The sequence below is a fragment of the Pseudalkalibacillus sp. JSM 102089 genome (assembly GCF_041366475.1).
Taxonomy (GTDB): domain Bacteria; phylum Bacillota; class Bacilli; order Bacillales; family Guptibacillaceae; genus Guptibacillus; species Guptibacillus hwajinpoensis_B.
In genome coordinates, this window is record NZ_JBEWYW010000001.1 from 878,851 (window position 1) to 892,272 (window position 13,422).

The following is a 13,422-nucleotide window of genomic DNA, read 5'->3' on the forward strand; positions in this document are numbered from 1 at the left end:
CGACTCAGAATGAACACCAAAGCTATTCAATGAAACGTAGTAAATCGCCATAGATCACTTGATCAGAATAATCTAATTCATCTTGAACCTGACCAAAATAGCGAGCACATTTGTTTCGATTGGTTTTTGAACTTGTTTCTTTGTTATAACACGTATTTTTAGTATAGATCAGATTCTCTGTCACAAAGCTTCCATCCCTGAAAATAACAAAATCTTCACGTTTTTTCGAGAATAGACTTGTGCCAAAATTCAAACTTGTGCTTTCTTTTACGCCTAACATCTCTAAGATTGTCGGCTTTAAATCAACCTGTCCTCCAACTGTATCAATCACCTTACCTTCTTCACCTGGAACGTGAATGATGAGAGGCACTTTTTGTAGATCGACATGTTCTACAGGACCTATTTCTTCACCTAGATATTCGCCAAGAGCTTTATCATATGTTTCAGATAACCCATAATGATCACCATAAAGAACAAAAATGGAGTCTTCATATAAACCAGCAGCTTTCATTTCATCAAAGAAAGTCTTAATCGCTTCATCCTCATAGCGAACCGTTGCATAATATCGATTTACTACTTCTTCCGGAGTCTCCGGCAGTGAAATCATTGTGTCCTTTTCTTCTAATAAATAAGGAAAATGATTTGTCAGTGTAAGAAATTTTGCCGAATATGGCTGATCCAGTTCTTTTAAGTAAGGAATCGATTGTTTGAAGAACGGGATATCCTTCAAACCGTAGTTGATGGAATTATCGTCACTCACTTCAAAATCTTTTTTTGAATAAAAACGATCGTAACCAAGCGTTTCATACATTTCTGACCTATTCCAAAATTCTCGATCATTTCCATGAAAAGAAGTTGTCGTATACCCCTCGTCATTTAATGCCTCAGGAAGTGAGAAAAACTCATTCTGTGGCTTTCTTACGAACACAGACCCTCCGGAAAGTGGATACAAACTGTTATCAATCATAAATTCAGCATCAGACGTTTTACCCTGTGCTGTCTGGTGATAGAAATTAGGAAAGAAAAAACTTTCTTCCTTCAACTTATTTAGATAAGGTGTTGCTTCTTCTCCATCGATACTTTCATCGAGCATAAATGCTTGCGTAGATTCTAAAGAAATAATGATCAGATTTTTCCCTTTCGCGATCCCTTCATAGGAGGAAGACTTCAATTCCTTTTTCTCTACATAACTTTCGATCTCTGATAGTTCCGTATCATCCGCAAACGCACTATTAATGGATGTAAACGAGTTATAGCCTATATCATAAATATGGTATGTATAGGCACCTAGTGACTTAACAAATAACTCTCGATCATATGATTTTTCAAATAGTAATGGATGCATAATTAACGCCAGTCCAGCTGTTCCTACTAATATGCCGACACCAGTAAACGCCGTTTTTTTTCGTAGTTTCTCTGATAACGAGGTCTTATGTAGATGATTTCGTTTTAGAATCCAAAATAAGATGATGGAGTCGAACACGATGAGCGGATCATATAAATTTAGCAGCTCAACTGTACTTTGACCTAAACCTCCGACATTACCGAATTGAAAAAGAACAGGAACGGTAACAAAATCTATGTAGAAACGATAATACAAAATATTACAATAAAGTAGAGCAGATAAAATAAAATAAACTGCTAGTATTAGGCCTGGTTTTGACTGCTTCCTGAAAAGACCTATACCTAGCAGTAATACGATTGACCCTATTGAATTAATGAAAAGAAACATTTCTTCGCCAATTCCGTTCAATGAAAACGAAAATTCAAATCGATAAACAAGATACGTTTTTAGAACAAGTAATCCCACTAATAATAAATAAAAATGCCACACTGACTTTTCATTTCTTCTCTCTGCTTCCATCTGTCACACACCCCTTATATCTCCCTAACATAAATGAACTCTTTCTTTCTTTATTTACCACCAAAGGGGGATAACCAAACTACCGGCAAATCCCTCCTCTCTAAAGACGAATGAATAATCAAGAAAGTTTCATTTTAATAGGAAAAAACAAGGGCGATTACTCCAAACGCAATAAGAAAAAGTCCAATTGTGACACAAGAAATCGTTACCACCCACCATGGTATTGAATCAAGAGCTTTCGTTTCAATGAAAAAGAAAATACTTTCTTCTTTATCTGTTGCTTCAGATGCCCTTGCATGACCAGCCGTATCCGATTTCATTGCCTCAAGACGATGAAACAAATACTTGGGGCTTCCCACCAATACTACACCAGCAATCCAGAATATCACAGCTATCGTCCAACCCATTTCAATCCGCCTTTCCAAAATGCTTATTTGTTCAGTAGTATGAACGACTTGATCAAAAAAAACACCTCTAATATAGAGGTGTTCTAAATCAGAATCCGTTCTGGTTTTGTATAAATATTGAAGCCTTCATGACGAATAAACCCTACTGTTGTAATGTTAAGATCATCCGCTAATTGAATGGCAAGCTCAGTGGGAGCCGATTTGGAGAGCAGTACACCAATCCCCATCTTGGATAGCTTAATAACAACCTCTGATGAAATTCTCCCGCTAAACGCAACGCTAAGATCAGAAGGATGAAGATGATGACGGAGTGTGTAACCATATAGCTTATCAAGAGCATTATGTCTTCCAATGTCAGTACGGGAAGCCACCATTTCCCCGTTTTTGAAAATGGCCGCGTTATGAACACCACCAGTTGATTTAAACGTAGCTGACTGCTCTTGCAACGTTCTCATATTAGCAAGACAAACAGAGGCGGTTAATTCAGGTGCCTTCATAATCGTACGAGCCGTTTTCGAATCACTTTGCAAATAAAAATGTCTACTTTTTCCACAGCATGAGCTAATGACGCGCTTGGTATATGTCTCAGACGTTAATGAACCTTGAACAGCAGCTTTTACATTCACAATCCCTTGCCCATCATTAAAAAGCATTTCTTCAACATCGTGATAAGATCGAATCACCCCTTCTGAAGCGAGAAATCCAATGACCATATCTTCTAAATGATCAGGTGTACAAACAAGCGTTGCGAATTCAGAACGATTAATTCGAATCGTGATTGGTTTCTCAAGGGCAATCAAGTCTTCCTTCTCTTTAAATTCCCCATTTTCATACCGTGTGATTTTGCGTTCAGTCGTATGTTTGAGTTCTTTCTCCATGATTATCCACCTATAAATGACATTTCAATCTTGTCTCTATTTAAAACACTTTCCTCTGTTCGCTCATCTGAATAGCGGTCATGTCGACCGTTCCAGAGATTTGTTAGCATCGTCCGTAATTCTTCATCTGTCGCTCCATTACGAAGCGGATTTCGTAAGCTCGTTCCTTTCGAAGCAAATAGGCAAGTGTAAAGAGCTCCATCAGCTGAAAGGCGCGCTCTTGTACAGCTAGAACAAAACGAATCACTGACAGATGAAATAACACCAATTTCACCAGATCCATCTTCATATTGATAGCGGCTAGCCACTTCGCCAAAGTATGCAGCATCAACAGATTTAAGAGGAAAAGTCTCTGCTATTTGATCAATAATATCTTTCTTATTCATCACATGATCAAACTTCCAGCCATTTGAATTTCCTACATCCATATACTCAATAAAGCGAACGATGTGGCCACTATTTCTGAAATAATCTGCCATTGGAACGATTTCATGATCATTGATTCCCTTTTGAACGACCATATTAATTTTCACTTGAAGACCTGCATCAGCAGCAGCCTGAATGCCTTCGAGAACAGGTTTTATCTTTGTCCCTCTCCCATTCATTTTGCCAAACGTCTCATCATGAATGGCATCGAGACTAACATTCACTCTAGTGAGACCTGCCTGTTTTAATTTTAATGCGCTCTTTTTTAATAAAGAAGCATTCGTTGTTAAAGCTATATCATCAAGACCTTTAATTTGTGATAGCATACCAATAAGAACATCGAGATCCCTTCTAAGTAGCGGTTCTCCGCCAGTCAGACGAATCTTCTCAACCCCCATCTCAACAAATAACCGAGCGAGACGTGTGATCTCCTCAAATTGGAGAAGGCTCATTTTAGGAAGAAATTCATAATCAGGACCGAACGTTTCTTCAGGCATACAGTAACGACAGCGGAAGTTACAACGGTCGGTTACAGATATACGAAGATCTCTTAAAGGACGTTTCAGTTGATCGTATAGTAGTGTTTCAGTTGACATGAACCTCGCTCCTTTCAAACAGTTGTCATGTGCTAATCGTAACGCTTCAGGGTACTTTTTTCCAGTTATAACTTATCTGATTCTTAAATAAGCTTTAAAATGCTCTCCCTTCACAATAAAAGAGCGCCGCTTGTTTTAGCAGCACTCCCTGTTATTATTGTTCCATACCTGGCATTTCTTTTGCTTGTGAAATAACTTCCTCAGGAACCTTCACTTCTTCAATTTCATTGTACTGGTCATAAGTGGAGTTCATCTCCATAATCGTGGAAATTGTTTCACCTTCCATGCTCATTTCACTGTCCATCTTCATGTCCATTTGTACAGGAAGATAGCTTTCCTTATCAATCGCGTAGGTGTATTCCACGTTGTTCACTTTCATTTGATCCATGGCATCTTCCATCATTTGATTTTGTGATCCCATTTCTTCAGCTGTTTTCTCCATTAACCCTTGGAATTTCTCACCAGAAGCTTTCAATGTCATCACATAAGTATCTTCTTTTTCTGATAAAGTAAATTCATCGACATACTCTTTGAGCATTTCCATTTGTTCAGCTGGATCAGCTTGATTTTCCTGAAGAGAAAGTAGTGTATCCGTCATTTCATCAGGGAACTTCATCCATTCCTCACCCTGCTTCATAAAGAAACCTTCTTCAGTAAAGTATGATTCCATTTGCATCGTTTCACCATTTGCTGTCATATCAATCATTTGATGAAAAGCAATAGGATCCATCATCATATCAGCGTCAATCACACTTTTAATCTCCATCTCTTCTTCACCCGAACCAATATTTTGTGTCATATCCGCTTTCATATGGAAATTCTCTATCTCTTCTTGAGCCGTAATTGATTTCTCGAATACTTCCTGAGCATCAATTCCCTTATCAACGCTTACTTCGCCTCCTGATTCTGTTGTCCCACTACATGCTGTAAGAATAAGCATCAGTGCACTAAGAATCGTGATCATTCGTAACTTCATCTCACCACTCCTCCATAATATTCATTCTACTAATAATACGATTGAGCGAGAGAGAAGTTTCATTAAAAAAATAAAACTGGCACATTTCTCCAGTTTAACTAATCGATTTCGTATAGCGATCTGCCACGCTACTTGCCCCGTATGAGTCAGGCTTGATTCTAGCAATATACCCAACAGAAGTTACCCATCCTACAACTTCCTGTATGACTTTACGGGTTTCTCCTTGCTTTCCAACATCGAGATGAATCTCAATCGGCCAGGTTTCTAATAGTGCTGAAAAACCTTCATCCTTTAACGATTCCATGAGCTCAAGACTCATTTGAGTTTCTTTATAAATGCGATGCCTGAGCTCATGAATCGGCTTATGTTTTACTTTCCGATAGAAAATGCGTGCTCCTTTGCCAACCCGATGGATAATGAGGGCTGTCACAAATTGTGTCGCTTTCCGGCTTGTCTGCGAATCTGTTCCAATCACAATCCGATATGTTCCTTTAGGATCTTCTTTCGTATAGCTTTCAATGAGTTGTGTAAGCTGTTCAACCGATACTTTTCCAGCTGTTGGACTAATAAAATCCATGAAGGTTCCCTTCTTTCATTAGGATAGTAGTTAGTACTATGTTTATTCATAAGCTGAAAAATATGTACGTAGAGAACAGAAATCACTAACTATTGTATAGGCTATGGTCTTCGATTTGACCGTTCTCCTGATGAATAATTAATTCAGATGGACGATTCTCATCACATAATGACCTTCCATACTGATACGCTTCTTCTTTTGTTTCGAAAGTTTTGGTTGCTTGCTCTGCTCCCTCTTTCTTGATCTCCCATGAACCGGTTTTTCCGCTCTGTACATGATAAATGGTTTTCATCCTTTATTCCTCCTTGTTATCTCTCATTCCTCCCTATGATGCAGGATAAACCTTCCTATGATCTAGAAAACTGAAGAACCTTCGCTGGTTTTTTGTCATGTAGCTTAGTAATTGTTTTATAACCTTCTTTTTCTTTCTGGTAAAATGTCTTACTTGAAATCGGTCTTTTAGTAGACCATTGAATTGAAGCAGGATTTTGCCACGTATCATGCGTAATTAATTCCTGTTTATAATAGTAACTATTCCCACTTATATAACGCTCGCAAATGTAGCGCACTGTATGTTTAGAATGCATTTGATCACATTTCCTTTCTTTTCAGTATAGTTGAACTTGTTGGACTCCATTGAATTAGAAAATAATGCGCTAACCGAACAGAACCTCTCTAGACAAAAACAACCGCAGCTAAGCTGCGGTCTTTTTATTATTTCCCATCTTTTAGAAGAATAACATTCAGTGGAGGATCTCCATCCAATAAACCAATAGCAATAGCTGTGTAGTTTACACCTGCTTCAACAGGTAGATTAGGAAGATCAAGAACAGCCTTATCAGATCCTGCAGCACGAACTTCTAAGTTATATGTTCCCGGGTCAACCATTTGATAATCAGAGTTTTGGGTAAAAGCGAGATTCTTAATAAGAGTATCTCCACCCTTCACGCCAATATCAACAGCAGGAGCATTCGGTGAAGCATGTACAGCTCTCAATCCGGATTTTTCTCCTGAACCTTTTTGATCTTCTAATACTTTAAGAGCAAGGTTCTCAAGCTTACCGATCGCAAGAATGGAATAGTTTTTTCCTGATTCCACAGTTAATTTTTGTTCAAGGGCCGGTTTACCTTCCCCGTTAGCAGAAGAGGCAAAAATTTGAATCGTCTTCTCACCAGGTGCTAAAGCAGCATAATCTGTCACATCTTTAAACGAAACCTTTTCAAATGCAGGTTGACCATCTACATAAATATCGACAGACGGTGCATCTGGTGAAGCATGAATAACACGCACATTGGCATCACTTTTCTCAGCTGCAAAACCCTCAGGAGAAAGCACGAGAAAAAGCGCTAGCATGAATAGTAAATTCAACATCCATTTCATTATAAAAACTCCTTTCTATTCATTTGTTAACCTGCCTATTTTTTACTGAAAGATATAAATTATTCATTTGCTGATCTCATGTCATTTGACTTATTAAAAATGCTTATAGGTGTTTTTTGTTACTGAATCATAGTATAGAAAAGAAGTGTTTTTTAGAAATTAGAGCTTTAATGGTAGCTATTCACACGACGCAGGGGGAGTTGTATGCGGTAAACAGACTATAGCTAGAAGCTTTGAACATACGCTATTGTTCCGCATACAGTAATAAGTGAAATCCATTAATAAGGATGTGAAAAAATGCCGGCAATCGTTGGAGCTATTAAAGTCAATTCCATTGGAAGCAGCGGTGTTTTCCACGTCGGCGATGTATTTATTGTGTCTCCAACAAGTGCAATACGCACCTTTGCGGGCGGCGGTTCGTTTAATACAGGCGATGGCTTAAACGTCAATAGTAATTACAGCGTCACTACCGTTAACGATAGTGATATTGCTGACCAAAATGTTGTTGCGAATATTTAGCAGGGCATTCACCTAATTTTGCTATCGAACATACGATAGTGTAAAGTCTTCTATCCATCGGACTATAAAGACATTGAATGAGACCCGGTTGGATTACCTAAGATTTAGGGAGTGACCATTTATTGGTGGAATAAACATTTTGATACGGGAGTTGATTGTCAATGTATCCAACCGATAATTTCTATGCGATCTTGCAACGGATGCAACAAAACATTGAACAACAAAACAATCGAATCAAAATGCTTGAAGATATGGTGGATGATTTAAGAAATAGCTGCCATGAGTTGTCGAAAGCTCCTAAAACCAACATTGAGAAAATCGAATATAAATTTGATCAATTAAAAATTGAAAGGCTTGATGGAACGTTAAATATTGGCTTAACTCCAAATGGAGGAGCTGATGTTCTGGATGACTTTACAGTAAACGGGGGAAATGGAATGAATCCGAGTAACATACCTCCGGAAGCCATACAATCCATTCAGCAAAACATTCATTCCTATATGAAAAATGGGGCCATTCAACATCTAGGGGAGTTAGAGAAAAAATATCAGTATCCTCTTGATGATCCTTACCGTCACTTCATCTTAAATGATATTCAAAAGCAGCTAGATCAGCGTATCAACTATTATGTTAATCAACAATCCAATCGATCGCCTGAGTCAAGCACAGAGCAACTAGTTGAAGAAGTAACAAACAAATTAAAGCGAGACATTACTAATGGCATGGAGGCTTTTCTAAAAAATTTACCTGGAAGGACTGATTCCAAATGAAGTATACCGTCATAAACCGAGGACTTTCAGTAGGGCATATTAATATTACAGCTGTAGCAAGCTCTTCTGTATTTCTTGTGGGCGACACAGAATCAATCGTCTGCTCATCTATTTTCGACACACCACCGGAATCGTTAATTATCTCAGCTCCATTTGTTCCATTAGCGTCATCATAAGGGGAATTTCCTATGAATAGTCGATCCTCCCTCGTCAATTGGATCCTTGTTTCATCAGTCGATAGTTCCGCAGTTGTGCAAATTGGTGACAGCAATCAAGTGACTCCCGAGACAAAAATTTATGCTTTACAGCGTGAACTTCCGATTTTTAATGGGAATGAAGTAGAAGATTTAACAGAATATCCGATGTTTTCCCAACCACTACCTCTCCCGCTTCTAACTGAGAAAATCGAGCAATGCACGATTCACGAAAACCCCATTATTAAAGTTGGGAGCATTCGCGTCATCGGGATCGCTGCTTCCTCCGTTTTACAAGTTGGATCTACGAGACAGATTAAGACGGAGGCAAGGGTAAAACACAATCGCGAATATTTGTCTAATCCTTACGATGATGAAGAATAAATTGAACGGATCCTTTATTGATCACATACTATACTTTATAACAACTCAAAGGGTGTTCAATAATGCCTTCAATCGTAGGACCAGTTAAGATAAATAGCGCGGGTGGAGTAGTGAACTTCGGGGATAGTTTTAACACAACACCAAAATCAACTTCCAAAACATACGCTGGTTCAGGTGCATTTAATACAGGCGATTTTCATGTCGTAAACAACGGATTTAGTTTAACGAATTCACTAGACCCGGATGTTGCGGATGAAAACATTACCGCAAACAATTAGGGAGCTGAAGATTCGTGAATTTCTTTGTGAACCAAAACATCGTTATTCATCAGCTTAGAGTCGAAGGGATTTCGAATTCCTCAGTCCTTCAAATTGGGAGCGCTGGTATTATTAAGCCACTTTCAAATCTTTATAATACGGGTGGATACACTGAACCTGCTCCTGAACTTTCTACAGCACAAACTTCTGAATTAACACCATTTGTGCCTCTTGCTCCTCCAACATAAAAAAACCGCCGACGGCGGTTTTTTTTCAGTCGAACGTGATAACAACTCTTCCATTAATATCGCCATTTTCTAGACTTTCAAAAACTTCGTTAATCTCTTCTAATGGTCGAGTCTCAATAATTGTTTTCACTTTACCTTCAGCTGCAAATTGCAAAGCTTCCATTAAATCATTACGCGTGCCCACGATGGATCCAATGACCTTAATACCATTTAATACAGTATCGAAAATCGGTATCGGCATTTCTTCAGGTGGTAATCCTACGGCTACTACAGAGCCTCCTCGTCTAACTGCTGCATAAGCTTCACTAAAAGCATGCTTCGAAACAGCTGTACAAACAGAAGCGTGTGCTCCACCAACCTCTCTTTGGATAAATTCAGAAGAATTCTCTTCAACTGGATTAACAGTAAGATCTGCACCAAGTTCTTTTGCAAGTGTTAATTTTTCACTGTGCGTATCAACGGCTATGACGTGAAGCCCCATTGCTTTCGCATATTGAACGGCGACATGCCCTAATCCTCCGATTCCATAAATGGCCACCCACTCACCAGGCTTAGCCTCAGTTACTTTTAAAGCTTTGTAAGTGGTGACGCCTGCGCAGAAAATAGGAGCTACTTCTTCAAAACTAAGACGATCTGGAATTTTCACAGCATAATCTGCATCGGCTTTACAATATTGAGCATATCCACCATCAACAGAATAGCCCGCATTCTGCTGTTCCTTACAAAGTGTTTCACGTCCCGTTAGGCAGTATTCACAGTGACCACACGCGGAATAGAGCCACGGGACACCCACTCGATCTCCTATCTTCAAGTGTGTGACGCCTTCCCCTACTTCCTCAATAATTCCAGCTCCTTCGTGACCTGGTATTAGCGGAAGTTTTGGTTTAACGGGCCAATCACCATGGGCAGCATGTAAATCGGTATGACATACACCACATGCTTTGATGCGTACTAATATTTCTCCATGTCCAATAACAGGCTTATCTACTTCCTTTACTGAAAGTGGCTCTTTAAAGACATGTACAATTGCTGCTTTCATAATGAAAACCTCCATTTGATGAATTTTCATTTCCTTCTTCATCATAATGGAGGTTCATTCTATAAACTGTTAAATTGGTCACAGTTTCAGAATATTCGCAGTATTTTCTACTTTTTTGTTGTTTCTTTTTCCTTGGATTGATTGGCATCAGCTGATGAAGTTTCTTCCTCTTCAGAAGTTTGACTTCCACCTTGATCAGAAGAGTCCGATGAGTCACCAGTGTTTTCTTCCGAATCACTTACCTCGCTATTTTCACTATCATTTGCAGAGTTTTCATTTGTTTCTTCACTCGTGCCCTCATCATTTCCATCAGCGGGAGGGTCATTATTTGAACCCTCTTGATTACCCCGCTCTTCTACGTCACCCGTATTATTTGGGTTTCCTTCATTACTGCCATCATTATTGGTATTCTCTTCATTACCAGAGTTAGCATTAGCATCATCTTCGCCGTCTTCTGAACTGTCACCTCCAGCATTAGAAGAGTCGTCTGTCACAGGCTCTTCCTTCTCTTCAGACTGATCAGAAGATTCTTCTTGTGCTTCTGAATTTTCCGGTTCTTGAGGCTCTTTTGGCTCTTTTGGCTCTTTCTTTTCTTCCGGCTTAGCCTTTGGTTCCTCTTTTATGGACTCATTCTTCTGCTGTTTCTCTACTTTATCCTCTGACTTCTTTTTATCATTAGGTTTATTGGAATCCTTCTTTGTAGCTTCTGTAGTTGTATCGTTTTTCTCAGCTTGTTCATTTGATGAAGTTTTCTTTTTCGGTTTTGGAAGTGGTGCTTTTTTCGGCTCTTCTCCTTTAAAATAAAGTTCTTTTATTATATCAGACGAAGGTGTTGCCTTATTTGCACGTAATCCTGTTGTCTTATCAATTTCAATCTCTTCAACTGAATCCGGCTTTTTAAACGAGTCTGTTTCTTTATCCTTCGATACTTCACTCATGATGTGACGGAAAAGCAATTTCGCAATATCATCGTCTTCTTTATGAATGAAGGAATCCTGAGTCGTTTTATCATATCCAGTCCAAATGGAAGCAGTATAGTTCGTCGTATATCCAGAAAACCAGGCGTCTGATACACCATCACCGTTAATACCATCATCAAGACTTGTCGTGCCTGTCTTACCAGCTACGTCCAACCCTTTAACCTTCGCCTGCATGCCAGTTCCTTCTTCAACGACTGTTCGGAGCATGTCTGTAATCATGTAGGCAGTTCCTTCGCTCATCGCTTTTTCAGATTTAGAGGATAGCTGTTGCTCCTTACCATTAGGGTAAACTACTTTTTCAACACTATAAGGCTCATGGAAAGTACCGCCTGAACCAAATGCAGCATATGCTCCTGATAGTTGTAGAGGAGAAATTCCTCCAGCAAAACCACCGATAGCGTAGGCAGGATACGTTTCATCAATTGAAATGCCTAGCTTCTTAGCAAATGCCTGAGCTTCTTCTCCCCCTACTTCCATAAATGCTTTAATAGCAGGAATATTATAAGACCACTGAAGTGCTTCTCGTATCGAAACACTGCCCTGAAACTCGTCGTTCCAGTTACTAAATTCTTTCCCGTTTAACTCAAGTTCTTCATCAATAAACTGTTGATTGGTTGACCATTTCAGCTTTTCAATTCCAGGAGCGTAATCAAGAATTGGTTTGATCGTTGAGCCTGGTGAACGTTCTAATTGAGTAGCGTAATTAAAGCCTTTTTGAACATCATTTTCGCCCGTTTGACGATTTCCGCCAATAGCCTTAATTGCACCGGACTGAGTGTCAATGAGGGAAACCCCTGTTCTAAACTGCTCATCAGGGTATTCAACAACTTTATTTGTAGTGAGTGCTTCATCTACAATCTGCTGCGCATTCTGATCGAGCGTCGTATAAATTTCTAATCCTCCTGAATAAAGTGCGTTTTCAGGAATGCCGGCTTTCTCAAGATCATCAATAACCTGATCTATAAATGCATCGTTCGTTGTAGACTGACTTTGCTGGTCCACAATTGAATCTTGCACAGGAACAGATGCTGCTTCTTTCCGTTCTTTTTCAGAAATAAATCCATGCTGCTCCATTAAACTTAGAACAGTAGCTCTTCTATCGCTTGCAATGTCTGGATTTTTGTATGGATCGTATCCTGATGGACGCTGAGGCAAACCTGCTAATAATGCTGCTTCCTCTGTTGATAACTCTTCTAGTGATTTATCGAAGTAAGTGTTAGCAGCTGTTGCGATTCCATACGCCCCTTGTCCAAAATAGATTTTATTTAAATACATCTCAAGAATCTCTTCTTTGGAATACTCTTTTTCTAATTCCATCGCCAGGTACGCTTCCTGAACTTTGCGTTTCACTGTCTTATCAGGCTCTAGAAGCATGTTCTTAACAACTTGTTGCGTAATCGTGCTTGCACCTTCTGCTCCAAACCCATCTTGAATATTGGCCACGACAGCTCCGCCAATTCTTTTTAAATCCACCCCATTATGTTCCCAGTATCTTACATCTTCAACTGCAATGAAGGCATTTACAACATGTTCAGGGATTTCATCAAATGAAACGATATTTCGATGCTCTTCTCCTACAATGTCTGTAATTTTATTTCCTTCTGCATCATATAACGTAGATGATTGCGGTAAACTTAGTTTATTTTCTTCAAGCTTTGGCGCTTCATTAATATAAGCGTAAGTTTGATAACCCCCGAACGTTAATACAAAAACCATCATGAAAGCACCTATTAAAAGGACATTCCTAGCAAAACGTTTCCCTTTTTTTCGACCTACTTGCTTACCTGTATGTTGTTCTTCATTGATATTTTTCCCCATTATGATCCCCCTTAGCGTCAAACTCCATAGAGAGGTGTTACCCAAATGTTTCATATTAAAAACATTTATTAAGAGATTGAAACAATTTGATAACGCGATTCATATAGTA

Annotated in this window: 17 protein-coding genes; 6 read left to right on the forward strand and 11 right to left on the reverse strand. The window is 39.0% G+C overall.

Going from position 1 to position 13,422, the window contains the following annotated elements:
- Window positions 1-22: 22 nt before the first annotated feature.
- From ABVF21_RS04380 to ABVF21_RS04420, 9 genes are all read right to left on the reverse strand, one after another.
- Entirely contained in the window at window positions 23-1,864 is a 1,842-nt protein-coding gene (locus ABVF21_RS04380) for an LTA synthase family protein (RefSeq protein WP_371017551.1), read from the reverse strand.
- Between the two features lie 134 nt (window positions 1,865-1,998).
- Window positions 1,999-2,271, reverse strand: coding sequence for a hypothetical protein (locus tag ABVF21_RS04385; protein ID WP_226612478.1), 273 nt, complete (start codon window positions 2,269-2,271; stop codon window positions 1,999-2,001).
- A gap of 83 nt (window positions 2,272-2,354) precedes the next feature.
- On the reverse strand, window positions 2,355-3,149 hold the full coding sequence (fdhD, locus tag ABVF21_RS04390; protein WP_303536181.1) for a formate dehydrogenase accessory sulfurtransferase FdhD: 795 nt from the start codon (window positions 3,147-3,149) through the stop codon (window positions 2,355-2,357).
- Between the two features lie 2 nt (window positions 3,150-3,151).
- Window positions 3,152-4,171, reverse strand: a complete 1,020-nt coding sequence (gene moaA, locus ABVF21_RS04395) for a GTP 3',8-cyclase MoaA (protein ID WP_303536178.1) — start codon at window positions 4,169-4,171, stop codon at window positions 3,152-3,154.
- 154 nt (window positions 4,172-4,325) lie between these two features.
- Window positions 4,326-5,147, reverse strand: a complete 822-nt coding sequence (locus tag ABVF21_RS04400) for a DUF6612 family protein (protein ID WP_371017552.1) — start codon at window positions 5,145-5,147, stop codon at window positions 4,326-4,328.
- Between the two features lie 94 nt (window positions 5,148-5,241).
- The gene (locus ABVF21_RS04405; protein WP_226612474.1) at window positions 5,242-5,724 is read right to left on the reverse strand and encodes a ribonuclease H-like YkuK family protein; all 483 of its coding nucleotides are present in this window, start codon (window positions 5,722-5,724) and stop codon (window positions 5,242-5,244) included.
- A gap of 85 nt (window positions 5,725-5,809) precedes the next feature.
- On the reverse strand, window positions 5,810-6,016 hold the full coding sequence (locus tag ABVF21_RS04410) for a DUF2188 domain-containing protein (protein WP_303536169.1): 207 nt from the start codon (window positions 6,014-6,016) through the stop codon (window positions 5,810-5,812).
- A gap of 55 nt (window positions 6,017-6,071) precedes the next feature.
- Window positions 6,072-6,311 carry a hypothetical protein gene (locus tag ABVF21_RS04415; RefSeq protein WP_303536166.1) on the reverse strand — a complete coding sequence of 80 codons (240 nt, stop codon included), beginning with the start codon at window positions 6,309-6,311 and terminating at the stop codon, window positions 6,072-6,074.
- Window positions 6,312-6,438: 127 nt separating this feature from the next.
- Window positions 6,439-7,104 carry a DUF4397 domain-containing protein gene (locus ABVF21_RS04420; RefSeq protein WP_303536164.1) on the reverse strand — a complete coding sequence of 222 codons (666 nt, stop codon included), beginning with the start codon at window positions 7,102-7,104 and terminating at the stop codon, window positions 6,439-6,441.
- A 297-nt stretch (window positions 7,105-7,401) separates the two neighbouring features.
- On the opposite strand from ABVF21_RS04420, the gene ABVF21_RS04425 reads away from it, so the two are divergent.
- The 6 genes from ABVF21_RS04425 (at window position 7,402) to ABVF21_RS04450 (ending at window position 9,476) form a co-directional block, all read left to right on the forward strand.
- A complete protein-coding gene (locus tag ABVF21_RS04425; RefSeq protein ID WP_194221102.1) occupies window positions 7,402-7,623 on the forward strand; it encodes a spore germination protein in 222 nt (73 codons plus the stop codon).
- 161 nt (window positions 7,624-7,784) lie between these two features.
- The gene (gerPC, locus tag ABVF21_RS04430; RefSeq protein ID WP_303536159.1) at window positions 7,785-8,393 is read left to right on the forward strand and encodes a spore germination protein GerPC; all 609 of its coding nucleotides are present in this window, start codon (window positions 7,785-7,787) and stop codon (window positions 8,391-8,393) included.
- Window positions 8,390-8,569, forward strand: coding sequence for a spore gernimation protein GerPD (locus ABVF21_RS04435; RefSeq protein ID WP_194221100.1), 180 nt, complete (start codon window positions 8,390-8,392; stop codon window positions 8,567-8,569). Before gerPC ends, ABVF21_RS04435 begins: the two co-directional genes overlap by 4 nt.
- A gap of 12 nt (window positions 8,570-8,581) precedes the next feature.
- Window positions 8,582-8,971: a spore germination protein GerPE gene (locus ABVF21_RS04440; RefSeq protein ID WP_194221099.1), complete on the forward strand. Its 390-nt coding sequence runs from the start codon at window positions 8,582-8,584 to the stop codon at window positions 8,969-8,971.
- 62 nt (window positions 8,972-9,033) lie between these two features.
- A complete protein-coding gene (locus ABVF21_RS04445) occupies window positions 9,034-9,249 on the forward strand; it encodes a spore germination protein (RefSeq protein WP_194221098.1) in 216 nt (71 codons plus the stop codon).
- A gap of 14 nt (window positions 9,250-9,263) precedes the next feature.
- Window positions 9,264-9,476: a spore germination protein GerPB gene (locus tag ABVF21_RS04450; protein WP_194221097.1), complete on the forward strand. Its 213-nt coding sequence runs from the start codon at window positions 9,264-9,266 to the stop codon at window positions 9,474-9,476.
- Between the two features lie 25 nt (window positions 9,477-9,501).
- Here ABVF21_RS04450 and adhP read toward each other — a convergent pair whose 3' ends face one another.
- Together adhP and ABVF21_RS04460 are read right to left on the reverse strand one after the other, a co-directional pair.
- A complete protein-coding gene (gene adhP / locus ABVF21_RS04455; RefSeq protein ID WP_371017553.1) occupies window positions 9,502-10,515 on the reverse strand; it encodes an alcohol dehydrogenase AdhP in 1,014 nt (337 codons plus the stop codon).
- 107 nt (window positions 10,516-10,622) lie between these two features.
- On the reverse strand, window positions 10,623-13,313 hold the full coding sequence (locus ABVF21_RS04460) for a PBP1A family penicillin-binding protein (RefSeq protein WP_371017554.1): 2,691 nt from the start codon (window positions 13,311-13,313) through the stop codon (window positions 10,623-10,625).
- Window positions 13,314-13,422 lie beyond the last annotated feature (109 nt).

Coding starts and splice junctions, on each gene's coding strand:
- ABVF21_RS04380 (WP_371017551.1), bottom strand. CDS start 1,864: ATGGAAGCAGAGAGAAGAAATGAAAAGTCAGTGTGGCATTTTTATTTA.
- ABVF21_RS04385 (WP_226612478.1), bottom strand. CDS start 2,271: ATGGGTTGGACGATAGCTGTGATATTCTGGATTGCTGGTGTAGTATTG.
- fdhD (WP_303536181.1), bottom strand. CDS start 3,149: ATGGAGAAAGAACTCAAACATACGACTGAACGCAAAATCACACGGTAT.
- moaA (WP_303536178.1), bottom strand. CDS start 4,171: ATGTCAACTGAAACACTACTATACGATCAACTGAAACGTCCTTTAAGA.
- ABVF21_RS04400 (WP_371017552.1), bottom strand. CDS start 5,147: ATGAAGTTACGAATGATCACGATTCTTAGTGCACTGATGCTTATTCTT.
- ABVF21_RS04405 (WP_226612474.1), bottom strand. CDS start 5,724: ATGGATTTTATTAGTCCAACAGCTGGAAAAGTATCGGTTGAACAGCTT.
- ABVF21_RS04410 (WP_303536169.1), bottom strand. CDS start 6,016: ATGAAAACCATTTATCATGTACAGAGCGGAAAAACCGGTTCATGGGAG.
- ABVF21_RS04415 (WP_303536166.1), bottom strand. CDS start 6,311: ATGCATTCTAAACATACAGTGCGCTACATTTGCGAGCGTTATATAAGT.
- ABVF21_RS04420 (WP_303536164.1), bottom strand. CDS start 7,104: ATGAAATGGATGTTGAATTTACTATTCATGCTAGCGCTTTTTCTCGTG.
- ABVF21_RS04425 (WP_194221102.1), top strand. CDS start 7,402: ATGCCGGCAATCGTTGGAGCTATTAAAGTCAATTCCATTGGAAGCAGC.
- gerPC (WP_303536159.1), top strand. CDS start 7,785: ATGTATCCAACCGATAATTTCTATGCGATCTTGCAACGGATGCAACAA.
- ABVF21_RS04435 (WP_194221100.1), top strand. CDS start 8,390: ATGAAGTATACCGTCATAAACCGAGGACTTTCAGTAGGGCATATTAAT.
- ABVF21_RS04440 (WP_194221099.1), top strand. CDS start 8,582: ATGAATAGTCGATCCTCCCTCGTCAATTGGATCCTTGTTTCATCAGTC.
- ABVF21_RS04445 (WP_194221098.1), top strand. CDS start 9,034: ATGCCTTCAATCGTAGGACCAGTTAAGATAAATAGCGCGGGTGGAGTA.
- adhP (WP_371017553.1), bottom strand. CDS start 10,515: ATGAAAGCAGCAATTGTACATGTCTTTAAAGAGCCACTTTCAGTAAAG.
- ABVF21_RS04460 (WP_371017554.1), bottom strand. CDS start 13,313: ATGGGGAAAAATATCAATGAAGAACAACATACAGGTAAGCAAGTAGGT.